Origin of the sequence: Pseudomonas cichorii, assembly GCF_015471405.1 — a bacterium.
Taxonomy (GTDB): domain Bacteria; phylum Pseudomonadota; class Gammaproteobacteria; order Pseudomonadales; family Pseudomonadaceae; genus Aquipseudomonas; species Aquipseudomonas serbiensis.
The window spans coordinates 92610-114965 of record NZ_BLVZ01000008.1 but is presented as its reverse complement, the minus strand read 5'-3'; the positions used below and the strand labels follow the sequence as shown (position 1 = coordinate 114965).

The window sequence follows — 22356 nt, the reverse complement described above, 5'->3', positions numbered from 1 at the left end:
TCCTCACAACGAAATTCGGTTCATGTAGTTACCGAAAGCCTGCAGGTAGCGCGGGATCGGGATCAGGAAGGCGTCGTGCCCTTGAGGCGCGTCGATCTCCAGGTAGCAGACGTCCTTGCGGGCAGCCATCAGTGCGTCCACCAGCTCTCGCGAACGGGCAGGCGAGAAGCGCCAGTCGGTGGTAAAGGACATCACGCAGAACTTCGCCTTGGCGCTGGCGAAAGTCTTCGCCAGATTGTCGTTGAAGTTGGCCGCAGGGTCGAAGTAGTCCAGTGCCTTGGTCATCAACAGGTAAGTGTTGGCATCGAAACGACCGGAAAACTCTTCGCCCTGATAGCGCAGGTAGCTTTCGACCTGGAACTCAACGCTATGGAAGTCGTAGTTGAGCTTTTCACTCTTGAGGCCACGGCCGAATTTCTCGCCCATGGAGTCGTCGGACAGGTACGTGATGTGCCCGACCATGCGTGCCAGCATCAGGCCGCGCTTGGGGATCACGCCGACTTCCTGGAAGGAGCCGCCATGGAACTCGGGGTCGGTGAGAATCGCCTGACGGGCCACCTCGTTGAACGCGATGTTCTGTGCCGACAGCTTGGGTGCCGAAGCGATTGCCAGGCAGTGGCGCACGCGATCCGGGTAGCTGATGGTCCATTGCAGCGCCTGCATGCCGCCCAGGCTGCCACCGACAATCGCTGCCCATTGCTCGATACCCAACAGGTCCGCCAGACGTGCCTGGCTGTTGACCCAGTCTTCCACGGTCACGACCGGAAAGTTGGCGCCGAAGGGTTTGCCAGTCTCCGGGTCGATGCTGCTGGGGCCTGTGGAGCCGTTGCAGCCGCCGAGGTTGTTCAGGCTGACCACGAAGAACTTGTTGGTATCGATTGGCTTGCCTGGGCCGATGCAACTGTCCCACCAGCCCGGTTTGCGGTCTTCAGGGCTGTGGTAACCCGCAGCGTGATGATGCCCCGACAGCGCGTGACAGATCAGTACGGCGTTGCTGCGCGCAGCATTGAGCTGGCCGTAGGTTTCATAAATGAGGTCGTAGGCTGGCAGCGAACGGCCACAGGCCAAGGCCAGGGGCTCGCTGAAATGTGCCAGTTGCGGTGTGACCAGACCGACAGAATCGTGGGGGAATACCGTGGGCATCGACCCTGCTCTCGCTTGAATGAGGCGTAAGTCTAAAGATCGCGGGGGGTAGCGGCAACAGAGGAAAGCTTTTCGCGGATGAATCCGCCCCCCATGCACATCCCGTGGGAGCGAATTCATTCGCGAAAGAAACGTCAGATCAGCATGCGCAGAACCTGCGGCATCATGCTCATGGCTGCCAGGTTGTTGATGACCAGCATGTCCAGCAGCTTGAGGGCGAGGAAGGCAAAGATCGGCGAAAGGTCCAGGCCGCCGAGATTGGGCAGGAACTTGCGGAACGGTGCCAGTGCCGGCTCACAGATCTGGTTGACCAGTTCTGCACCAGGGTTGTGACTGCCCGGTGCGACCCAGGACAGGATCACGCTGATGATCAGGGCAAAGAAGAATATCTTCAGGAACAGCGCCGTCACGCCAATGATTGCCCAGATCAGCAGGTGCAGTGGATCACCGGTGGTGCCATAGCTCAGCAGCAGCGTCAGGGCCATGAGGATCAGTTGCACGAGGATTGCCAGTACCAGCGACGACATGTCCAGGCCGAACACGCTCGGAATGACCCGGCGCAGAGGTTTGAGCAATGGCTGCGTTGCTTTTACAGTGAACTGGCTCAACGGGTTATAGAAGTTCGCCCGCACCAGTTGCAGCACGAAGCGCAAGAGGATGATCAACAGATAAAGACTGCCAATGGTTTGCAAGACGTAAATTGCAGCGGTGTTCAATCCAATCATCGATCTGCTCCAGAAAGGCCTAGAAAATTATTTGCCCAGTAGTTCGGCCAGCTCTGCCGAACGATTATCGGCGGCACTGAGGGCCGTTTCTACCAGCGCTTCAAAACCGCCTGCCTGGAATGCCTTGATGGCGGCTTCCGTGGTGCCGGCAGGCGATGTCACACGGCGACGCAATTCCGCGGCATCCACATCGCTGCCGGTTGCCATCAGTGCGGCGCCCAGAGCGGTTTGCAGAGTGAGCTTTTTGGCGACGTCTTCGGGCAGGCCCAGCTTTACGCCCGCCGCAGTCATCGCTTCGATCATCAGGAAGAAATACGCCGGGCCGCTGCCTGAAACAGCGGTCACGGCATCCAGTTGTTTCTCTTCATCCAGCCAGACCGCGATACCCACGGCCGACAGCAATTGTTCGGCCTGTTCGCGCTGGGCGGCGCTTACCTTGTCGGTGGCGTACAGACCGCTGACGCCCTGGCGCAGCAAGGCCGGAGTGTTGGGCATGCAGCGCACGATAGGCGACTCGCCCAGCCACTGGGTCATGCTGGCGCAGGTGATACCGGCCGCAATCGAGACGATCAGTTGATGGGGCTTCAGGCTTGGGCGCAGCGCTTCGCAGACGGCTTTCATCATTTGCGGCTTTACTGCCAGCAGCACGACATCTGCGCCTTCGATGGCTTCTGCGTTGTCGGCGACCACGGTGATGCCGTGCTCGGTTGCGATGCGCTCGCGGGTTTCGGCGCCCGGATCACTGGCGCGGATCAGCGCCGCTTCCACGCCTTGGGCGCGCAAGCCGCCGATCAGGCTGGCAGCCATGTTTCCGGCGCCGACAAAGGCAATACGAGTCTTGCTCATGAAAAAGGTCCTTGTGCGTGAGTTATGGCTGGCCGTAGTCACGGGCGCCAAAAAGGGCAGTGCCGATCCGCACCCAGGTCGCGCCTTGTGCAATGGCGGCTTCCAGATCGTGGCTCATGCCCATGGAAAGTGTGTCCAGTGGCAGGTTCAGTTGTTCTTGCAGTGTACGTACGGCAGCGAATGCAGCGTTCTGTTCGGCGCTGTCTTCTGTTGGTTCGGGAATCGCCATCAAGCCGCGCAGCTTCAGGCGCGGCAATGCGCTGATGGCGGCCGCCAGCGCTGGCAGATCCTGGGGCGTACAGCCAGACTTGCTCGCCTCGCCGCTGACATTGACCTGAATGCAGATATTGAGCGGTTCAAGGTTGTCAGGTCGTTGTTCGGACAGGCGTTGAGCGATTTTCAGGCGATCCACGGAATGTACCCAGGCGAAGTTCTCGGCGATAGCGCGCGTCTTGTTCGACTGAATGGGGCCGATGAAATGCCAACACAAGGGCAGGTCAGCCAATTCCAGCTGTTTGCCCAGTGCTTCCTGCAGATAATTTTCGCCAAAATCGCGCAGGCCGGCGGCAAAGGCTTCGCGCAGGTCGCTGGCAGGCTTGGTCTTGCTGACCGCCAGCAGGCCGATGGAGGACGGGTTGCGTTGCGCCGCGTGTGCCGCTGCGCGAATTCGTTCTTCGAGCGTTGAAATGTTCGCTGCTATCGTGGACATTGATTTGCGCCAGCAGGGCTAAAGTCTGCGGCATTCTATGTGATTGAGGAGCTGTATGGATATTACCGAGCTGCTGGCTTTCAGTGCCAAACAGGGCGCGTCGGACTTACACCTCTCTGCGGGCCTGCCGCCGATGATCCGTGTTGACGGCGATGTGCGGCGGATCAATCTGCCGCCGCTGGATGCCAAGGAGGTCAAGGCGCTGATCTACGACATCATGAACGACAAGCAGCGTCAGGTTTTCGAGGAGTCTCTGGAAACCGACTTTTCGTTCGAGGTGCCGGGGATTGCACGCTTTCGGGTCAATGCCTTCAACCAGAACCGTGGCCCAGGTGCGGTATTCCGGACCATTCCCTCGAAGATCCTGAGCATGGAAGATCTTGGGATGGGGGAAGTGTTTCGCAAGATTACCGATGTGCCTCGTGGCCTGATCCTGGTGACCGGACCGACCGGTTCAGGCAAGTCGACGACCCTGGCGGCAATGATCGACTACCTGAACTGCAACAAGCACCACCATATCCTGACCATCGAAGACCCCATTGAATTCGTCCACGAGTCCAAGAAGTGTCTGGTCAACCAGCGTGAAGTGCATCGCGATACGCTGGGCTTCTCCGAGGCCCTGCGCTCGGCCCTGCGTGAAGACCCTGACGTGATTCTGGTGGGTGAGCTGCGTGACCTTGAAACCATTCGCCTGGCACTGACTGCGGCTGAAACCGGTCACCTGGTATTTGGCACTTTGCACACGACTTCGGCCGCCAAGACCATCGACCGGATCGTCGACGTATTCCCCGCGCAGGAAAAGTCCATGATCCGCTCCATGCTTTCCGAATCGCTGCATGCCGTGGTGTCGCAGTCATTGCTCAAGAAGGTCGGCGGCGGCCGTGTGGCGGCTCATGAAATCATGATGGGGACCCCGGCGATCCGTAACCTGATCCGCGAAGACAAGGTGGCGCAGATGTACTCGGCCATCCAGACCAGCGGCTCGGTGGGCATGCAGACGCTGGACATGTGTCTGGCTGATCTGCTGAAGAAGGGGGTGATCACCCGCGAGAGTGCGCGCGAGCGGGCCAAGGTGCCCGACAACTTCTAGGGAAGCCGGCCTGCCGGTGAGGCAGGCCTTTGCCTCATCGCTGGGCGACGTGCAGGGGCGTGGTCTGTTTAGGCAGCACGCGCTTGGCGATCTTGTAGTGACTGCTCCAGTACGGCTTTTTCAGCGTATCGACAGTCACGGCCTTGCCACGACGCGGGGCGTGGACGAAGCGGTCATTGCCCAGGTAGATGGCTACATGATTGATATTGCGGCTCTTGATGTTGAAGAACAGCAGATCACCCGGCTTCAGATCCTTGCGATCAACCTTCTGACCGTGACCTTCGGCCATGGCATTGGAGGTGCGCGGCAGATCGACTTCCTGCACATCGTTGAAGGCGTATTTCACCAGCCCGCTGCAATCCAGCCCCTTGCCCGGAGTGGTTCCACCCCAGCGATAAGGCGTGCCGACTGCCTGCAAGGCCCGTTTCACGACAGCATTACCTTGCCTGGCATTGACGGTCGGCACGGCCTTGGTGGCCTTGGCTGCTTTGACGGGCCTGGCTGAATTCTTTCGAGGTGCCGGAATCTGAGTGTCGGTGGCACTTTGAAGCTTGAGAGGAATAGAGACTTCCAGAGGGATACTGCGAGGAGTGATGACTGGGGAAAAGTGGTTCTTCGCGGTATAGCCGGTGAAACTCGCAGGTAGTTGTTGCTCACGGTTGGTGGCGTGGGCGGCCAGAGGCATAAAGAGGCAAATGGTTAGCCATGTCTTGAAAAAAGGACGCATTCGGCAAGGCTCATAGTGGTCAGCGCGCAACTTTATAACAGCTTTTTGACAAAACCCGACCCCATTTGTCGACTCGATCACAGTCGCATCCTTACGTTTTATGCGACACACTCTTTCGGTTTTCCGCTCAATCCCTTTGCTGGCAAGGGGTTGGCTCATCAATCAACGACGTAATGCCATACGTCGGAACGCTTCAATGAAGTCACAAAATTCACACATATTTTTTTCTATCAGACCGAAGAGGTAAGAAATGAACAGCTATCGTCCTGATACTCACAGCAAGCTTTTGGGGTATCTGCTGTGGATTGTCGGCTTTCTGGGGGCTCACCGTTTTTACTACGGCAAGCCGGTGACCGGCACCATCTGGTTCTTCACCTTTGGCTTGTTGGGGATTGGCTGGTTGATCGACCTGTTCCTGATCCCGTCCATGGATCGCGAGGCCGACCTGCGCTTCAATCAGGGCTCGACCGACTACAACGTGGCCTGGCTGCTGCTGACCTTCCTGGGGATTTTCGGCGTACACCGCATGTATCAGGGGAAGTGGATTACCGGGTTGATCTATCTGCTGACAGGCGGAGTGTTTCTGCTGGGCGTGCTGTATGACTTCTGGACAATGAATAACCAGATATCCATCAGGAATGCGCAACGCGGCTGAGGTTCTTCGCGGATAAATCCGCTCCTACCGTGTAGGAGCGAATTCATTCGCGAACCTGGGTCAGGCGCTATAACTGATCCGCCCATCCACCAGCGTGTAACGCACCGCTCCCGGCAGGCAATGGCCGAGGAACGGGCAGTTATCGCCTTTGGACAGCCATTTCTCGCCGGCAACCGTCGAAGCGGCCGGGTCGAACAGCACCAGATCCGCCGCCGAGCCAGCGCTCAGTTGGCCGGCTGGCAGGCGCAAGGCTGCTGCCGGGCCTGAGCTCAGGCGGGCGATCAGTGTTGGCAGGTCGAGCAAGCCATCCTCAACCAGGGTCATTGCCAGCGGCAGCAGCAGTTCGACGCTGCTGATGCCCGGCTCGGTCGCGCCAAACGGTGCCAGCTTGGCGTCGCGTTCGTGCGGTTGGTGATGGCTGGAAATGGCTTGAATCACACCCGATTTCACGGCCTCACGCAGGCCGTCGCGGTCGGCGCGGGTGCGCAGTGGCGGCTGGACGTGATAGAGGCTGGAGAAGTCGATCAGCGCTTCGTCAGTCAGAATCAGTTGATACAAGGCCACGTCGGCAGTGACCGGCAGGCCACGGGCTTGCGCCTGAGCAATCAGGGCTGCGCCGCGGGCACTGGTCAACTGGCTGAAGTGAGCGCGTACGCCGCTTTGTTCCACCAGCAGCAGGTCGCGGGCCAACGCTACGGTTTCCGCTGTTTCCGGGATACCGGCCAGGCCAAGGAAGCTGGCGGTCGGGCCTTCATGGGCCAGGCCGCCTTCAGCCAGGTCGCGATCCTGTGAGTTGAAGATGACCGTCAGGTCGAAAGTGGCTGCATATTCCAGCGCCCGGCAAAGGGTGCGGGTATTGCTGAAGCTGCTCAAGCCATTGCCGAACGCCACACAACCGGCGTCGCGCAGGGCAATCAGTTCTGCCAGTTGCTCGCCTTCCAGCCCTTTGCTCAAGGCGCCGATAGGGAAGACCTTGCTGTATCCGGCCTCGCGGGCGCGGTCCAGGATCAGTTCGGCGACCGCCGAGGTGTCGAGTACCGGCTTGGTGCGTGGCGGGCAGCACAGGCTGGTGACGCCGCCTGCCGTTGCGGCGCGTGTTTCGCTGGCGATGGTGCCTTTGCGGCTGTAACCCGGTTCGCGCAGGGAAACATTGAGGTCAACGAGGCCGGGTGCGGCGACAAGGCCGTTGGCATCGATGGTCTGGCTGGGCTCGAAGCCTGCGGGTGCAGCGCCGATGGCGAGGATCTTGCCCGCTTCAAGGTGCAGGTCCGTGACTTTATCCAGCCCGCTGAGCGGGTCGATGACGCGAGCGCCGAGAATGCTGAGCTTCACAGGGCGTTCTCCTGCTCGAATTGTCGTTGTGCGGTTTGTCCGCTCATGGCCATGGAGAGCACGGCCATGCGCACGGCGATCCCGTAGGTCACTTGATTGAGAATGACTGAGTGCGCGCCGTCGGCGACTGCCGATTCGATTTCCACGCCCCGGTTGATCGGGCCCGGGTGCATGACGATGGCATCAGGCTTGGCGCCCGCCAGACGTGCAGTGGTCAGGCCGAACAGGCGATAGAACTCGCCTTCGCTGGGCAGCAGGCCGCCAGTCATGCGCTCGCGTTGCAGGCGCAGCATGATGACCACGTCTACATCCTTCAGGCCTTCAGCCAGATCGGTATAGACCTTGACGCCGTATTGCTCGATGCCCACGGGCAACAGGGTTTTTGGTCCGATGACGCGGATGTCCGGGCAACCCAGTGCCTTGAGGGCCAGCATGTTGGAGCGTGCCACTCGCGAGTGCAGGATGTCGCCGACGATGGCTACCGACAGATTCTCGAAACTGCCCTTGTGGCGGCGGATCGTCAGCATGTCGAGCATGCCTTGGGTCGGGTGCGCGTGACGGCCGTCGCCGCCATTGATGATCGCCACTTCCGGGCACACGTGCTCGGCAATGAAGTGCGCTGCGCCGGAGTCGGCATGACGCACGACAAACATGTCGGCAGCCATTGCTTCCAGATTGCGGAGGGTGTCGAACAGCGTCTCGCCCTTGCTGGTCGAAGAAGTCGAGACGTTGAGGGTAATGACATCGGCCGACAGCCGCTGGGCTGCAAGCTCGAAGGTGGTCCGTGTGCGGGTCGAGTTCTCGAAGAACACGTTGCAGACAGTCTTGCCACGCAACAGCGGGACTTTCTTCACCGCACGGGCGCCGACTTCAAGGAAGGAGTCAGCCGTGTCGAGGATTTCGGTGAGCAGCTCGCGGGGCAAGCCGTCCAGAGACAGAAAATGGCGCAGCTGACCCTGATGATTGAGTTGCAGCGGGCGCTTGGCGTCGAGAGGCGTCATCGCAAGGGACTCTTAAAGGGCTGAAGCGGTGGAAAGGTCTTGAAGCTCGAGCGCCAGCGGCTCGGGGCCGGTCAGCTTGACGCGCTCGTCGGGTGCCAGTGAAAGCGACGCGCCCACCACGTTAGGGCGAATCGGCAGCTCTCCGGCGTCCAGATCCAGCAGGCAGACCAGCGTTACGCTGGCCGGACGTCCGTAGTCGAACAGTTCGTTGAGGGCTGCACGAATGGTACGGCCGCTCATGAGCACATCATCGATCAGGACCAGATGCTGGCCTTCGATCTCGAAAGGCAGCTCGGATGGACGAACCTGGGGATGAAGGCCGTTCTGGCTGAAGTCATCGCGATAGAACGACACATCCAGCGTCCCGAGCGGCGAATTGTTCTCCAGGGCCTTGAGCAGTGCCTGTGCGACCCATACACCGCCTGTGCGGATGCCAATGAAACGAGGGTCGCTGATGCCACGTTTGCTCAGGTGAGTGCTCAGATCGGTGGCCATCTGACGAATCAGATCGGAGGGATTGGGCAAGCTCATGATTGCTCCTTTAAAGGCCCGAGCACAGCCCATCGGGCGCGCTGCTCAGGCGGAAACTTGAAATCCGGGTATCTCGAAGCTGTTCTGGCTTGAAAAGTCACGCATTCAGCAATTCGGGATTGGCATCGAGCCAGCCTTGCAGCAAGAGCGCGGCGGCGATGGCATCCACAGGGTTGTCGCGATAACTGCCCCGCTGACCGCCACGCGCCATGCGCTCGCCCTTGGCTTCAAAGGTGGTCAGGCGTTCATCGTGGGTGTAGACCGGGATATTGAAGCGGCCATTGAGCTTGCGCGAGAACTTTTCGGCGCGGGCGCTCATTTCGCTGGGCGTACCGTCCATATTCAGCGGCAGGCCGACCACAATGGCATCGGGTTTCCACTCTGTAATCAGGGCTTGAACCTTGTCCCAGTCCGGGACGCCGTTCTGTGCCTTGAGGGTGCAAAGCTCGCGAGCCTGGCCGGTAATGGCCTGGCCGACCGCAATACCGATCTGTTTGGTGCCGTAATCGAAACCCAGAAGCAGGCGCAATGCAGCCATCAGGCGTGACCTGCCTGAGTCGAGAGCAGATTCAGATTGACGCCCAGACGTGCTGCCGCTGCGTCGAGCCGCAACTCACTGTCGGTCTCGAACAGGATGGCAGGGTCGAAAGGGCAGGTCAGCCAGGCATTGGCGGCCATTTCGGCGTCCAGTTGGCCGGCGTCCCAACCGGCATAGCCCAGGGCGATCACATTCTGATCAGGCCCGTAGCCGTCCGCGATGGAAAACAGTACGTCCTGCGAGGTGGACAGCGAGACGCCACCCAGCTCGACAGTCGCCTGAAAGACCTGGCCGCTTGGATGCAGGACAAAACCGCGGTCGGTCTGCACCGGGCCGCCGGAATGAATGGGAATGTGCTGGCAGCGCACAGGAGCGGGCAGCTCCGGTCGCAATTGTTCGAGCACATCGGCCAGACTCAGGCTCTGCGGGCGGTTTATCACCAGCCCCATGGCACCATTGGCGTTGTGCTCGACGATATACGTCAAGGTTTGCGCGAAGTTCTGATCATGCATGTGCGGCATGGCAATCAGGAACTGATGCTTGAGATAGCTTGGGGATACGTTTTTCATGAGCCTTAGTGTGGCGCTGCTGGGCAAGCCTGACAACTGTCAGTTATAGCAGCCTTCCAGTTTGTGAAGGAACCATCAGTTGCTCGAAAGCTTGTCGCCCCGTGCAAACTTCCAGGTGCGGATGATTTCCAGGCGATCGATGTCAGCCAGATCGCCGGTGAACGGCGAAAATGGCGCTGCAAGACGCACAATTCGTTGTGCGGCCTGATCCAGCAAAGGATGGCCTGAGGATTCCAGAATCAGCACTTCATACAACGAGCCGTCGTGATTGATAGAGACCAATAGCCGCAGGTTGCCGTAGATCTGCTGGCGGCGCGCCTCTTCCGGGTAGTTCAGGTTGCCGACCCGTTCGACTTTCTTGCGCCAGTCATCCTTGTACCAGGCGCCCTTGTCGCGCATGGTCGAGGCCGCATTGAGGCGATGGATCTTCGGTCGCTTGGCATACAGTTGCTGCTCGGCCGAGAGTTCGGCCTCAAGGCTGGCAATTTCATTGCTCAGTTGCGAACTGTCGAAGGACGGCGCTTCCTTGGCGGCAGGTTCGGGTTTGACCTCTTCGCGTTTGGCTGTCGTGTGCTGCGGGGAAGGAGCGATGGTGGCGACAGCGGTTTTCGGTGCTTCCTGTTTTTCCACTGGCTTGTTGGCCGGTGGTGGTGTCACCTTGTTGACCTTGGTGTCCTGATAAGGCGCGATTTCCGTGGTCTTGAGCGTTTCGGCCTTGTCCAGGGTACCGCTGCCTTGCTGGTCGTCCTGAGCCAGGAAGTCCGCCTGTTTGGGTTTTTCCTCGCTTTTGAAGGTGGCGAGAGTGATTTCCAGCGTCTGGGATATCTGCTCGGGTTTTACATAAGTGAAACCCACACCAAGAATCACCGCGGCATGGATCAGCGCGGCGATCATTATGGTGAAGCCCAGACGATCGGCTGGACGCACACCCACTGTCGACAGTTCGAGGGGGAGGTCGTTTCTGGCCATGGATGTCATTGGCGGCTCAGTGTCTCGTTCAAAATCCGTTTCATCATTATTGCTTCGCGAATGAGTTTGCTCCTGCGGCAGGAGCGAATTCATTCGCGAAATGCACTTTTACCGAGCTTGCAGTTTCTTCTCGATCACATCCATCAGCAAGCCGCCGATGTTGGTGCCGAAGGCATTGTCGATTTCTCGGATACAGGTCGGGCTGGTGACGTTGATTTCGGTAAGATGCTCGCCAATCACGTCAAGACCGACGAAAATCAGGCCTTTTTCGCGCAGGGTAGGGCCGATCTGCTCAGCGATCCAGCGATCCTTTTCCGTCAGCGGGCGAGCTTCGCCACGACCGCCAGCGGCCAGGTTGCCGCGGGTTTCGCCTGCTGCCGGGATACGCGCCAGGCAGTAAGGCACAGGTTCGCCATCGACCATCAGGATGCGTTTGTCGCCGTCCTTGATGGCGGGCAAGTAGCCCTGAGCCATGATTTGCTGGGTGCCGTGGGCGGTCAGGGTTTCCAGAATCACCGACAGGTTCGGGTCGCCTGCGCGATGGCGGAAGATCGACGCGCCGCCCATGCCGTCCAGCGGCTTGAGGATCACGTCGCCGTGCTGCGCGGCGAATTCACGAAGAATGTCCGGGCGACGGCTGACAAGCGTTGGCGGAGTGCATTGCGGGAACAGGGTGGCGAACAGCTTTTCGTTACAGTCACGCAGGCTCTGAGGCTTGTTGACGATCAGCACGCCTGCACGCTCGGCCTGTTCCAGCAGGTAAGTGGTGTAGACGAATTCCATGTCGAATGGCGGGTCCTTGCGCATCAGGATCACGTCCAGATCGTCAAGGCCGGTGTCGATTTCGTCCTGCAGTTCAAACCAGTGTGCCGGGTCGGCGAAGACCTTGAGCGGTTTCATCCGGGCGCGCGCCTGGCCAGCGTTCTGGTACAGGTCCTGTTGCTCCATGTAGAACAGCGACCAGCCACGCTCCTGTGCGGCAAGCAGCATGGCCAGCGAGCTGTCCTTTTTATAGGAGATGCGCTCAATGGGGTCCATGACAATCCCTAAGCGAACGCTCATGGGTAATATCCTCTGATCGATAACGGCCATGACGGCCTTGAAATAGGCGTCAGGGTGGCGCTCCGATTGCTTCGGGTCAAGGGGCAGCGCTTTATGGATTGAGTCTGGAGAGTGTGCTAAAAAGGCTCGGCATCCGGTCTTCTGCCCCATGGGTCAGCCAAACGCTACGATCCGGCTCCAGTGCTACGCAGAACACGCAGAAAATCGCTGCGGCGACGGAAGAACACATATGGAACAGTACGCCACAGCATTGAAGGTCATGGTCATCGATGACTCGAAGACCGTTCGCCGTACCGCCGAAACGCTGCTCAAGAACGTCGGTTGTGAAGTCATCACTGCAATAGATGGCTTCGATGCCTTGGCAAAGATCGCCGATAACCATCCGCGAATCATATTCGTCGATATCATGATGCCGCGTCTGGACGGCTATCAGACCTGTGCACTGATCAAGAACAACAGGGCTTTCAAGTCGACTCCAGTCATCATGCTTTCTTCCAAGGACGGGTTGTTCGACAAGGCGAAGGGCCGGATCGTCGGTTCCGACCAGTTTTTGACCAAGCCTTTCAGCAAGGAAGAACTACTGAACGCTATCAAGGCTCACGTGCCTGGCTTCGTTGCGGTAGAACAACAAATATCGTGATGCTCGCGTCTGATCGCGGGCTCGCAACCTGATGGGGAACACCATGGCTCGAATATTGATCGTCGATGACTCGCCGACAGAAATGTACAAACTCACCGGCATGCTGGAAAAACACGGCCATGAGGTGCTGAAGGCTGAAAATGGTGCCGATGGCGTAGCGTTGGCCCGTCAGGAAAAGCCCGATGCCGTGCTGATGGATATCGTCATGCCGGGGCTCAACGGTTTTCAGGCTACGCGCCAGCTGACCAAGGATGCCGACACCAACATGATCCCGGTGATCATGATTACCACCAAGGATCAGGAAACCGACAAGGTCTGGGGCAAGCGCCAGGGCGCCAGGGATTACCTGACCAAGCCGGTGGATGAAGAAACCCTGATGAAAACCCTGAACGCGGTGCTGGCCGGCTGATAGCCGGGCTTTCCATGGTCGAGTCACGTACTGCCTTTGAACTGCTGCTCGATATTGACCAGCGGTGCCGCTCCATGGCGGCCGGCCTCCCTTTGCAGGAAACCCACCAGCAGGACTGGAGCGGTATCGGCTTTCGCATGGGGGAGCAGCGTTTTGTCGCGCCCATGGGCGAAATCGCCGAAATTCTGCATGAACCACGTTATGCGGTGTTGCCCGGCGTAAAGCCCTGGGTGGTCGGGATGGCCAATCTGCGCGGGCGTCTGTTGCCGCTCATGGACCTTTGCGGTTTCTTCGGTTACGAGCTTTCGCCAGTGCGCAAGCAGCGGCGTGTGCTGGTCGTGGAGTATCAGGAAGTGTTCGCAGGCCTGGTGGTGGATGAAGTCTTCGGGATGCAGCATTTCAGTCAATTGAGCCTGATGCCCGAAGTGTTTGGCGTGCCTGACATGGCGGTTGCACCTTTCCTTCGTGGACAATTCCTGCGTGAGCAAGCCTGGCTGGTGTTCAGCCCATGGGCACTGACGCAATCTGCGGATTTCATGGACGTAGCATTTTAAGTGGCAGGTCGGCCCGGCATTGCCGGGTGTGTTTTGTTTCACGAATCGCGGTTGGTCCAGGCGGGGGCCTGATTAATGAGTATGACTGGCAGGTCACTGGAAGGCGCACAAAGCCGGGCGCAGATCATTCTGTTGTTCGTGGCGCTTATCGTTTTCATCATTTTGCTGTTCGCCAACTTCACGTACCTCAATACCCAGTCGAACTACGACAAGCAGTACATCGGGCATGCCGGTGAGCTGCGCGTGTTGTCCCAGCGCATTGCCAAGAACGCCACCGAGGCTGCTGCCGGCAAAGCCCAGGCCTTCAAGCTGTTGACCGATGCCCGCAACGATTTCGACCTGCGTTGGGGTTATCTGAAGAAAGGCGACCCTGCCACAGGGCTGCCGGCTGCGCCTTCGGCTGTACGTGAGGAACTGCGAACCGTACAGAACGACTGGGAAAACCTGCGCAAGAATGCCGATGTGATCCTGGCCAGCGAACAGACGGTGCTGTCCCTGCATCAAGTAGCCGCTACCTTGTCCGAAACCATCCCTCAATTGCAGGTCGAGTACGAGAAGGTCGTAGAAATCCTGCTCAAGAGCCATGCTCCGGCCAGTCAGGTTGTCTTGGCGCAACGCCAGGCGTTGTTGGCGGAAAGAATTCTCGGCGCGGTGAATACCGTGTTGTCTGGCGATGAGACCGCCGTGCAGGCCGCCGATGCTTTCGGACGTGATGCCAGCCAGTTCGGGCGGGTGCTCAACGGTATGCTTGAAGGCAATCCAACGATGCGCATCGCCCAGGTCGAGGACCGCGATGCCCGTGCGCGCCTTGCGGAAATCTCCGAGCTTTTCGAGTTCGTTTCCGGCTCCGTCGACGAGATTCTCGAAACCTCTCCCGAGCTGTTCCAGGTGCGTGAAGCGTCCGGCAATATCTTCAACACTTCGCAGACGCTGCTGGATGAAGCATCGGTGCTGGCCAACGGCCTGGAAAACCTGGCGACTACCCGCTCGGCCAACTCCATCGGCGAGTATGTGCTCGGCTTGCTGGCATTGATGTCGATCATCCTCATCGGTCTGGTGATGGTGCGTGAAACCAATCGCCAGTTGCGTGAAACCGCCCAGAAGAACGAGCGCAACCAGACCGCGATCATGCGGCTGCTCGACGAAATCGAGAACCTGGCCGATGGCGACCTGACCGTGGCCGCTTCGGTGACCGAGGATTTCACGGGGGCGATTGCTGACTCCATCAACTATTCCATCGATCAGTTGCGCGAACTGGTGGTCACCATCAACCTCACTGCCGAGCAGGTTGCGGCAGCGGTTCAGGATACCCAGACCACGGCGATGCAACTGGCGGCAGCGTCCGAGCATCAGGCGTTGCAGATCAGTGCCGCCTCGGCAGCGATCACCGATATTGCGGTTTCCATCGATCAGGTTTCAGCCAATGCCTCGGAGTCCTCAGCGGTAGCAGAGCGCTCGGTAACCATCGCCAACAAGGGCAACGAGGTGGTGCATAACACCATCCATGGCATGGACAACATCCGCGAGCAGATCCAGGACACCTCCAAGCGCATCAAGCGTCTGGGCGAGTCTTCGCAGGAAATTGGCGATATCGTCAGCCTTATCGATGACATTGCCGATCAGACCAACATTCTTGCCCTCAACGCTGCAATTCAGGCGTCCATGGCTGGCGATGCCGGACGCGGTTTTGCTGTGGTGGCCGACGAAGTACAGCGCCTGGCCGAGCGCTCATCGTCTGCCACCAAGCAGATCGAGACGCTGGTGCGGGCCATTCAGAACGACACCAATGAAGCGGTCATCTCCATGGAGCAGACCACCAGTGAAGTGGTGCGCGGCGCCCGGCTGGCGCAAGATGCCGGTGTGGCGCTGGAAGAGATCGAGGGCGTTTCCAGAGTCCTGGCCGAACTGATCGAAAGTATCACCGATGCCGCTCGCCAGCAGGCGTCGTCTGCCGGGCAGATATCGCAGACCATGACCGTGATTCAGCAAACCACGACACAAACGACCTCGGGTACTGCCGCGACCGCAGAGAGCATTGGCAATCTGGCGAAAATGGCCAGTGAAATGCGCCGCTCGGTATCAGGTTTTACCTTGCCGCCATCCAGAAATGAACAGGCTTGATTGGTAAGAAATTGCGCTGTGTCCCTGACCCCGCGCTGTCTCGCAACCAACGGAAATTTCATTTAATTCATGATGTTGTGTTTTGTTTGATGAGAGGCAGGATGATTCATGGCTGATCGCCGCGATTATGTCGCTCTGGAATGGCTCAAGGGCGAAATAGCCGAAACACTCAGGCAGGCCCGACAGGCGTTGGACGAATTCGCCAGCGAGCCAGCGAACACGGTTGCCCTGGATGAATGCCTGAACCTTGTGCATCAGGTCCACGGCAGCCTGCAGATGATCGAATTCTATGGCGCGGCCTTGCTCGCCGAGGAAATCGAACAACTGGTTCTGGCCCTTCAACAAAATCGTGTCACGCAGCAGGCCGAGTCCATGCAGTTGCTGGATCAGGCCATGACGCAATTGCCGGCCTATCTGGAGCGCGTTCATTCCGCACGACGGGATCTGCCGCTGGTGGTCTTGCCGCTGCTCAACGACTTGCGCAGCGCCCGTGGCGAAAGTCTGCTGTCTGAAACCAGCCTGTTCGCCCCGCAACTGGTCAACGTCCCGCCGCTCGATGCCGAGATACTGGCCCAGCGTAATACCCCGGAATTGCCTGAACTGCTGCGCAAGTTGCGTCAAACCCTGCAAACAGCACTGGTGGGGTTGATGCGTGAGCAGGATGTACAGACCCAGTTGGGTTTCATGGCCAAGGTGTTTGCCCGTCTTGAGCTGTTGTGTGAAGACGCACCCCTTGGTGCGTTGTGGCGAATCACGTCGGCTCTGGTCGAAACCATGGTCAGTGGCAACTTTACCAACAGCCCTGCGCTGCGCAGCCTGCTGAAGGACGCTGACAAGGAGCTCAAGCGCCTGCTGGAGCAGGGGATCGACGGCATCAACCAGCCCGCGCCTGAAGAGTTGCTGAAAAGCCTGCTGTTCTACATTGCCAAGTCCGACAGCCAGGCACCGAAGATGCAGGACCTCAAGGACCAATATGCGTTGGCCGAGGCTTTGCCCGGCAACGACGTGGTCAATGAAGAGCGCGCCCGCATGGCCGGGCCGGACCGCGATGCCATGCGTTCGGTGATCGTTGCTCTGTGCGAAGGGCTGGTACGGGTCAAGGAGCGGCTGGACGTCTTCGTGCGCGGCGACCGTCAGCACGTCAGCGAACTCAATCCGTTGCTGCCACCGTTGCGTCAGATTGCCGATACTTTGGCGGTGCTTGGTTTTGGTCAGCCGCGCAAGGTCATCATCGATCAGTTGTCGGTGGTTCAGGGCCTGGCTCAAGGGCAGCGTGAGCCCAGTGACGCTGCATTGATGGATGTGGCCGGTGCGTTGCTGTACGTCGAGTCGACACTGGCCGGGATGATAGGTACTGCCGAGCAGACCAGCCAGGAAGACAGCCGCCTGCCCACCACCGATCTGATGCAGATTCACCAACTGGTGATTCGCGAAGCGCGGACGGTCTTGCAGCAGGCCAAAGACGTGATTCTCGATTACATCGATGGCGAATGGGATCGCCAGCGACTTGAACCGCTGTGTGCCTTGCTGACGCAGGTGCGCGGCGCGCTGGCGATGATTCCTCTGGCCAGGGCGGCCAGCCTGCTGGCAGCTTGCAATGAATACATCGTCGAGCAATTGCTGGTGGACGAAACCCGGCCCACCTGGACTCAGCTCGATTGCCTGGCCGATACCCTGACGGGCGTTGAGTATTACCTGGAGCGCATGGGAGAGGATCACGAGGCGCCGGGTAACCAGATTCTGGATCTGGCCCAGCAAAGCCTCGCCCGGCTGGGTTATTCGCCTGCACCGGATACGCTGGACGTGCCGCTGCTCGATGAAGTCATTACGCAGGAAGAACTGCTGGAGCTGGATGATCGGCAAGTGCTCGTCAGCCCGACGCAGACCATCGCTCAGGTCCTCGCCAGCCCGGTTTCCGCCGTCAACCCGCCAGCCCGCAACATGCCCGCCAGCCTGTTGCCGCCGCCTGCGGATGAGGAGGCCGTGGACGAAGAACTGCGCGAGGTCTTTCTTGAAGAAACCGAGGAAGTGCTGGATGCGCTGCGTGAATACCTGCCTCGATGGTTTGCTTCGCTTGGCAATCCGGGTAACGACGATAGCCCTGCATTGACCGAAGTGCGCCGGGCTTTCCATACCTTGAAGGGCAGCGGGCGGATGGTTCGCGCCCTGGTGCTGAGCGAACTGGCCTGGTCGGTGGAAAACCTGCTCAACCGGGTGCTGGAAGGCGATGTCATACCGGGCCTGGAAGTGCAGCAGTTGCTGACGCAAGTGCTTGCCTTGCTGCCCTCGGTCATCAGCGATTTTGCAGGTGATGCACAGCGTCAGCGCAACGATGTCGACATTCTGGCTGCCCGCGCTCATGCACTGGCCAACGGCCTTGAAACGCCACAGGTCAGGAAAACGGCCGGCCAGGGCGCAGAAGAGCTCGACCCGCAATTGCTGGAAATTTTCCGTCAGGAAGCGTATGGCCACCTCGGTGCGCTCAATCGCTTCCTCGACCATGCAGCGCAAAGCGCTTCGCCTTCGATCAGCGATGCCTTGTTGCGCTCGCTGCATACTCTCAAAGGCAGTGCGCACATGGCCGGCGTCTTGCCGATTGCCGAACTGGCGAGCCCGCTGGACCAACTGGTTCGTGAGTACAAGGCCAACCTGATCGCCATCGGCGCGCCCGAACTCAAGTTGCTGCGCAATGCCGAGCCCTTGTTGCGCAAGGGGCTTGAGCAATTGGAGAGCAAGCCGCTGGCCGAGATTCCGGGCGCGGCCAAGTTGATCGAGGCGGCCCATACGCTGCTCAATGAGCGGTTGACGATTGCATTGCGTGAGTCGGACAGCGGCTTGCGAATCAAACACAACCCCAAGCTGATCGCCACTTTCCTGGCCGAAGGCATGGACATCGTTCTGGATGCCGAGAACCTGTTGCAGCGTTGGCGTGAGCACCCGGGAGAACGGCAGGAACTGAGTGCGCTCCTGGATGAGTTGACCACGCTTGGCCATGGCGCCCATCTGGCGGACCTGCCTCAGGTCGATGAGCTGTGCGAGGCCTTGCTTGACCTTTATGGCGCCGTGGAAGAAAGCAGCCTTGCGGTCAGCGAGCGATTCTTCAGTGAAGCCGAAAATGCCCACGAAGCCTTGATCAACATGCTGGATCAGGTGGCGGCCGGGCAGGATGTCGACCCTCGCCCCGAATGCATCCGCGCCTTGCACGAACTGCTCGACGAGGCGCTGGACCCTTCCGCCATGGGGCTTATCAAGAGCGACGGGGCGCGGGCACCCAGCATCACAGAGTTCAATGCAGCCACTGCACAGTTGGCGAACGAAACCCCGAGTGCCGAACCGCCGGGCCTGGACGATGAAATCGTCGAAATCTTCCTTGAAGAAGCCGTCGATATCCTCGATAGCGCCGGGCATGCCTTGACGCGCTGGCTGGATGATCCGGAAAGCTCCCTGCCATTGCCTTCATTGCAGCGCGATCTGCACACCCTCAAGGGCGGTGCCCGGATGGCCGATATTGTGCCGGTTGCGGCGCTGGGCCATGAGCTGGAAGTCTTGTATGAAGGCCTGATTGACCGTCGTTACAGTTATTCGCCGGAACTGGCCGGGCTGCTGCGCGCCAGCCACAATCATCTGGCCCGCATGCTGGAGCAACTGCAAAACCATCACCGGCTGACAGATCCTGCGCCACTGATCGAAGCCATTGTCAGCTTTCGCCAGGGGACTTTTGTCACCGCAGGCAGCGATGCCGGTATGGCCTCCGGGCCGCTCGAACCGCAGGCTGAGGATGCCGCGGAGCGCGACCCGGAGTTGCTGGAAATATTCCTTGAAGAAGGTTTCGACCTCAGCGAAAGTTCGGGCGCAGCTCTGGCGCGTTGGCAGGCTGATCCGCAGAACCTGCTGGAAGTTGAAAACCTGCTGCGTGACCTGCACACCCTCAAAGGTGGTGCGCGTATGGTCGAAATCGCCCCGATCGGCGATCTGGCCCATGAGCTTGAATCGCTCTATGAAGGCCTTTCCAGAGGGGAGATGCAGCCGAGCCCGTTGATGTTGAGCCTGCTGCAAAGCGGCCATGACGTCCTGGTCGACATGCTCGACGCGGTGCGTGCGGACAAGCCTTTGCCCAGCGCCGCCTTGCTGATCGAGAACATCCAGAAGCTGGCCAGCCTCGACCCTGTCGTTCACACCTCGATCATTGAGGCGCCTGAGCCTGCGCCCATGGTTGCGCCTCCCTCTGTGCCGGGCAATACCGAACCGGAGGGTGAGCGCAGTGGCCCGGAAATGGTCAAGGTTGCGGCCGAACAGCTGGAGACGCTGGTCAATCTGGCGGGTGAAACCTCTATTTTTCGTGGCCGTATAGAGCAGCAGATCATTGATACGCAAGTCACGCTGGTGGAGATGGAAACCACCATCGAGCGTATGCGTGATCAGTTGCGGCGTCTGGATATGGAGACCCAGGGCCGTATCCTCAGTCGCAATCAGGTACAAGCCGAGCGCCTGGGCTATGAAGAGTTCGACCCGCTGGAAATGGATCGGCATTCGCAGCTTCAGCAACTGTCGCGAGCCTTGTTCGAGTCTGCTTCCGACCTGCTGGACCTCAAGGAAACCCTGGGCAGCCGCGCCCGTGACGCGAAAACGCTGTTGCAGCAGCAGGCCAAGGTCAACACGGATTTGCAGGAAGGCCTTATGCGAACCCGCATGGTGCCTTTCGAGAGGCTTGTACCCCGCTTGCGCCGGGTGGTGCGTCAGGTTGCTTCGCAGTTGCACAAGAACGTCGTGTTCGACGTGGGCAATGCCGACGGTGAAATGGACCGTACGATCCTGGAACGTATGGTCGCGCCGCTTGAGCACATGCTGCGCAATGCGGTGGATCATGGTCTGGAAAGCACCGAAAGGCGTCTTGCCGCAGGCAAGCCGGAGCAGGGTCATATTCAACTGAACCTGATGCATGAAGGCGGGGATATCGTCATCGAATTGAGCGATGACGGTTCCGGTGTGGATATTGCGGCCGTGCGACGCAAGGCAATCAAGCGCGGCATGATTCAGGAGGATGCGCAGCTATCCGATGACGAGGTTTTGCCCTTTATCCTCCAGGCCGGGTTTTCCACCACCGAGATCATCACCCAGATTTCCGGGCGCGGTGTCGGGATGGATGTCGTGCATGCCGAGGTCAAGCAACTGGGCGGTTCGATTGTCATCGACTCGGTGCCGGGGCAAGGCACACGTTTCCGGATTCGCCTGCCTTACTCGGTTTCGGTGAACCGTGCCCTGATGGTGCAGTGTGGCGAGGAGCAGTATGCGGTGCCGCTCAATACCATCGACGGCATCGTGCAGGTCATGCCCAACGATCTGGAAACCTGTTACCAGAGCAGCCCGCCGCGCTATCACTATGGCGGGCGCAGTTATGAACTGCGTTATCTGGGTGAGTTGCTCAATGGCGGCCAGCCCAGGTTTGCCGGCCAGCTGCAGCCATTGCCGGTGCTGCTGGTGCATTTGCAGGAGCAATGGCTGGCTGTGCAGGTCGATGCGCTGGCGGGTTCCCGGGAAATCGTGGTCAAGAGCCTGGGCCCGCAATTTGCCAGGGTGCAGGGAATATCCGGGGCGACGATTCTGGGCGATGGCCGGGTGATCTTCATTCTGGACCTGCTGGCACAGATCCGCGCCCTGCAAAGCCGTTCGCAGACGCAGCAGGCCCAAGGGCTGACAGCGCCGGCCTTCAGTGAAATCGAGCACACCCGGCCTCTGCTGGTCATGGTGGTCGATGATTCGGTGACCGTGCGTAAAGTCACCAGCCGTCTGCTGGAACGCCACGGCATGCGTGTGCTGACCGCCAAGGACGGAATCGACGCCATGAGCCTGCTGCAGGAGCACACACCGGATGTCATGTTGCTGGATATCGAGATGCCGCGCATGGACGGCTTTGAAGTCGCCAGCCAGATTCGCCACGACGAACAGCTCAAGGACCTGCCTATCATCATGATCACTTCCCGCTCTGGCCAGAAACACCGCGATCGGGCCATGGCTATCGGCGTCAACGATTACCTGAGCAAGCCGTATCAGGAGTCGGTTCTGCTGGAGAGCATTGCCCACTGGAGTCAGGTTGATGTCTGAAAGAGCGTTTCAAACCAACCGCCTCACCATGCTGACAGGGCTGGTCCTGCCGTTGAGCGACCGCTCCTTGCTGCTGCCCAATGTCGCGGTCGCGGAGTTGATCGATTACCAGGACTGCACGGCCGAACCTGACACGCCCGAGTGGTATCTGGGGCCGATCAGCTGGCGCGAACTGAAATTGCCTTTGATCAGTTTTGAAGCCGCCTGCGGCGGTCGTCCCCGGGTAGGAGGTCGGGCGCGTATCGTCGTCCTCAACGCCTTGGGCGGTCGTAACGACGTCAGGTTCATCGCCTTGCTGACCCAGGGTATCCCGCGCTCATTCAAGGTCGACAGCCAGTTGAGCTACGTGGATGTGCCCTTGGCCGAACTGGAGCTGGCTGCTGTCCAGGCCGGAGAAAGCGTGGCCCGCATTCCGGACCTTGTGGCGCTTGAGCAGTGGGTGGTGGATGCAGGGCTGGTCTGAGCCGATTCAGTAGGAGCGGATTTATCCGCGAGACGTCATTGAAGACGGTAGCTTCTCTTCGGATATGCGGGCCTCTCGCGAATGAATTGGCTCCTGCCTGGGTGAGCAGAAATATTCCAGACACCGAAGCCGGCACCCAGCAAAGATACTGGCTATTGGCTTGACGCTTA

Annotated in this window: 20 protein-coding genes; 8 read left to right on the top strand and 12 right to left on the bottom strand. The window is 59.4% G+C overall.

Features of this window, described 5'->3' with window-relative positions:
- Nucleotides 1–3: 3 nt before the first annotated feature.
- From metX to JL015_RS14125, 4 genes are all read right to left on the bottom strand, one after another.
- On the bottom strand, nt 4–1143 hold the full coding sequence (gene metX, locus JL015_RS14140) for a homoserine O-succinyltransferase MetX (protein ID WP_201003870.1): 1140 nt from the start codon (nt 1141–1143) through the stop codon (nt 4–6).
- Nucleotides 1144–1277: 134 nt separating this feature from the next.
- Nucleotides 1278–1868, bottom strand: a complete 591-nt coding sequence (locus JL015_RS14135) for a YggT family protein (protein WP_201003869.1) — start codon at nt 1866–1868, stop codon at nt 1278–1280.
- A gap of 27 nt (nt 1869–1895) precedes the next feature.
- A complete protein-coding gene (proC, locus tag JL015_RS14130; protein WP_201018878.1) occupies nt 1896–2714 on the bottom strand; it encodes a pyrroline-5-carboxylate reductase in 819 nt (272 codons plus the stop codon).
- A 22-nt stretch (nt 2715–2736) separates the two neighbouring features.
- The gene (locus JL015_RS14125; protein ID WP_201018877.1) at nt 2737–3423 is read right to left on the bottom strand and encodes a YggS family pyridoxal phosphate-dependent enzyme; all 687 of its coding nucleotides are present in this window, start codon (nt 3421–3423) and stop codon (nt 2737–2739) included.
- 55 nt (nt 3424–3478) lie between these two features.
- Here JL015_RS14125 and JL015_RS14120 point away from each other — a divergent pair, with 55 nt between their 5' ends.
- Nucleotides 3479–4513: a type IV pilus twitching motility protein PilT gene (locus tag JL015_RS14120; protein ID WP_201018876.1), complete on the top strand. Its 1035-nt coding sequence runs from the start codon at nt 3479–3481 to the stop codon at nt 4511–4513.
- Nucleotides 4514–4547: 34 nt separating this feature from the next.
- Here JL015_RS14120 and JL015_RS14115 read toward each other — a convergent pair whose 3' ends face one another.
- Nucleotides 4548–5240 carry a C40 family peptidase gene (locus tag JL015_RS14115; RefSeq protein ID WP_201018875.1) on the bottom strand — a complete coding sequence of 231 codons (693 nt, stop codon included), beginning with the start codon at nt 5238–5240 and terminating at the stop codon, nt 4548–4550.
- A 250-nt stretch (nt 5241–5490) separates the two neighbouring features.
- Here JL015_RS14115 and JL015_RS14110 point away from each other — a divergent pair, with 250 nt between their 5' ends.
- Nucleotides 5491–5895: an NINE protein gene (locus tag JL015_RS14110; RefSeq protein ID WP_201003864.1), complete on the top strand. Its 405-nt coding sequence runs from the start codon at nt 5491–5493 to the stop codon at nt 5893–5895.
- A gap of 60 nt (nt 5896–5955) precedes the next feature.
- Here the strand turns inward: JL015_RS14110 and JL015_RS14105 are convergent, their stop codons facing one another.
- The 7 genes from JL015_RS14105 to gshB form a co-directional block, all read right to left on the bottom strand.
- The gene (locus JL015_RS14105) at nt 5956–7227 is read right to left on the bottom strand and encodes a dihydroorotase (protein ID WP_201003863.1); all 1272 of its coding nucleotides are present in this window, start codon (nt 7225–7227) and stop codon (nt 5956–5958) included.
- Nucleotides 7224–8228 (bottom strand): aspartate carbamoyltransferase catalytic subunit, encoded by a 1005-nt coding sequence (locus JL015_RS14100; RefSeq protein WP_201018874.1) that lies wholly within the window; start codon nt 8226–8228, stop codon nt 7224–7226. The genes JL015_RS14105 and JL015_RS14100 overlap by 4 nt, the downstream gene beginning before the upstream one ends.
- Before the next feature lie 12 nt (nt 8229–8240).
- On the bottom strand, nt 8241–8759 hold the full coding sequence (gene pyrR / locus JL015_RS14095) for a bifunctional pyr operon transcriptional regulator/uracil phosphoribosyltransferase PyrR (protein WP_201003861.1): 519 nt from the start codon (nt 8757–8759) through the stop codon (nt 8241–8243).
- Between the two features lie 97 nt (nt 8760–8856).
- On the bottom strand, nt 8857–9297 hold the full coding sequence (ruvX, locus tag JL015_RS14090) for a Holliday junction resolvase RuvX (protein WP_201003860.1): 441 nt from the start codon (nt 9295–9297) through the stop codon (nt 8857–8859).
- The gene (locus tag JL015_RS14085; protein ID WP_201003859.1) at nt 9297–9866 is read right to left on the bottom strand and encodes a YqgE/AlgH family protein; all 570 of its coding nucleotides are present in this window, start codon (nt 9864–9866) and stop codon (nt 9297–9299) included. Before JL015_RS14085 ends, ruvX begins: the two co-directional genes overlap by 1 nt.
- 75 nt (nt 9867–9941) lie before the next feature.
- The gene (locus JL015_RS14080) at nt 9942–10844 is read right to left on the bottom strand and encodes an energy transducer TonB (RefSeq protein ID WP_201003857.1); all 903 of its coding nucleotides are present in this window, start codon (nt 10842–10844) and stop codon (nt 9942–9944) included.
- Between the two features lie 99 nt (nt 10845–10943).
- Nucleotides 10944–11897, bottom strand: coding sequence for a glutathione synthase (gene gshB, locus JL015_RS14075; RefSeq protein WP_201003855.1), 954 nt, complete (start codon nt 11895–11897; stop codon nt 10944–10946).
- Between the two features lie 229 nt (nt 11898–12126).
- Here gshB and pilG point away from each other — a divergent pair, with 229 nt between their 5' ends.
- From pilG to JL015_RS14045, 6 genes are all read left to right on the top strand, one after another.
- On the top strand, nt 12127–12537 hold the full coding sequence (pilG, locus tag JL015_RS14070) for a twitching motility response regulator PilG (RefSeq protein ID WP_025262261.1): 411 nt from the start codon (nt 12127–12129) through the stop codon (nt 12535–12537).
- A gap of 43 nt (nt 12538–12580) precedes the next feature.
- Complete coding sequence (gene pilH / locus JL015_RS14065) at nt 12581–12946, top strand: twitching motility response regulator PilH (protein ID WP_002551739.1); 366 nt, start codon at nt 12581–12583, stop codon at nt 12944–12946.
- Between the two features lie 14 nt (nt 12947–12960).
- Complete coding sequence (locus JL015_RS14060) at nt 12961–13500, top strand: chemotaxis protein CheW (protein ID WP_201003851.1); 540 nt, start codon at nt 12961–12963, stop codon at nt 13498–13500.
- Between the two features lie 75 nt (nt 13501–13575).
- Nucleotides 13576–15621 carry a methyl-accepting chemotaxis protein gene (locus JL015_RS14055; protein ID WP_201003849.1) on the top strand — a complete coding sequence of 682 codons (2046 nt, stop codon included), beginning with the start codon at nt 13576–13578 and terminating at the stop codon, nt 15619–15621.
- A 108-nt stretch (nt 15622–15729) separates the two neighbouring features.
- A complete protein-coding gene (locus JL015_RS14050; protein ID WP_201018873.1) occupies nt 15730–21723 on the top strand; it encodes an Hpt domain-containing protein in 5994 nt (1997 codons plus the stop codon).
- Nucleotides 21716–22186 carry a chemotaxis protein CheW gene (locus tag JL015_RS14045; RefSeq protein WP_201018872.1) on the top strand — a complete coding sequence of 157 codons (471 nt, stop codon included), beginning with the start codon at nt 21716–21718 and terminating at the stop codon, nt 22184–22186. The genes JL015_RS14050 and JL015_RS14045 overlap by 8 nt, the downstream gene beginning before the upstream one ends.
- Nucleotides 22187–22356: the final 170 nt, after the last annotated feature.

What these genes read in the sequence shown, in the direction of transcription:
- metX (WP_201003870.1), bottom strand. Translation starts at nt 1,143, where the DNA reads ATGCCCACGGTATTCCCCCACGATTCTGTCGGTCTGGTCACACCGCAA.
- JL015_RS14135 (WP_201003869.1), bottom strand. Translation starts at nt 1,868, where the DNA reads ATGATTGGATTGAACACCGCTGCAATTTACGTCTTGCAAACCATTGGC.
- proC (WP_201018878.1), bottom strand. Translation starts at nt 2,714, where the DNA reads ATGAGCAAGACTCGTATTGCCTTTGTCGGCGCCGGAAACATGGCTGCC.
- JL015_RS14125 (WP_201018877.1), bottom strand. Translation starts at nt 3,423, where the DNA reads ATGTCCACGATAGCAGCGAACATTTCAACGCTCGAAGAACGAATTCGC.
- JL015_RS14120 (WP_201018876.1), top strand. Translation starts at nt 3,479, where the DNA reads ATGGATATTACCGAGCTGCTGGCTTTCAGTGCCAAACAGGGCGCGTCG.
- JL015_RS14115 (WP_201018875.1), bottom strand. Translation starts at nt 5,240, where the DNA reads ATGCGTCCTTTTTTCAAGACATGGCTAACCATTTGCCTCTTTATGCCT.
- JL015_RS14110 (WP_201003864.1), top strand. Translation starts at nt 5,491, where the DNA reads ATGAACAGCTATCGTCCTGATACTCACAGCAAGCTTTTGGGGTATCTG.
- JL015_RS14100 (WP_201018874.1), bottom strand. Translation starts at nt 8,228, where the DNA reads ATGACGCCTCTCGACGCCAAGCGCCCGCTGCAACTCAATCATCAGGGT.
- pyrR (WP_201003861.1), bottom strand. Translation starts at nt 8,759, where the DNA reads ATGAGCTTGCCCAATCCCTCCGATCTGATTCGTCAGATGGCCACCGAT.
- ruvX (WP_201003860.1), bottom strand. Translation starts at nt 9,297, where the DNA reads ATGGCTGCATTGCGCCTGCTTCTGGGTTTCGATTACGGCACCAAACAG.
- JL015_RS14085 (WP_201003859.1), bottom strand. Translation starts at nt 9,866, where the DNA reads ATGAAAAACGTATCCCCAAGCTATCTCAAGCATCAGTTCCTGATTGCC.
- JL015_RS14080 (WP_201003857.1), bottom strand. Translation starts at nt 10,844, where the DNA reads ATGACATCCATGGCCAGAAACGACCTCCCCCTCGAACTGTCGACAGTG.
- gshB (WP_201003855.1), bottom strand. Translation starts at nt 11,897, where the DNA reads ATGAGCGTTCGCTTAGGGATTGTCATGGACCCCATTGAGCGCATCTCC.
- pilG (WP_025262261.1), top strand. Translation starts at nt 12,127, where the DNA reads ATGGAACAGTACGCCACAGCATTGAAGGTCATGGTCATCGATGACTCG.
- pilH (WP_002551739.1), top strand. Translation starts at nt 12,581, where the DNA reads ATGGCTCGAATATTGATCGTCGATGACTCGCCGACAGAAATGTACAAA.
- JL015_RS14060 (WP_201003851.1), top strand. Translation starts at nt 12,961, where the DNA reads ATGGTCGAGTCACGTACTGCCTTTGAACTGCTGCTCGATATTGACCAG.
- JL015_RS14055 (WP_201003849.1), top strand. Translation starts at nt 13,576, where the DNA reads ATGAGTATGACTGGCAGGTCACTGGAAGGCGCACAAAGCCGGGCGCAG.
- JL015_RS14050 (WP_201018873.1), top strand. Translation starts at nt 15,730, where the DNA reads ATGGCTGATCGCCGCGATTATGTCGCTCTGGAATGGCTCAAGGGCGAA.
- JL015_RS14045 (WP_201018872.1), top strand. Translation starts at nt 21,716, where the DNA reads ATGTCTGAAAGAGCGTTTCAAACCAACCGCCTCACCATGCTGACAGGG.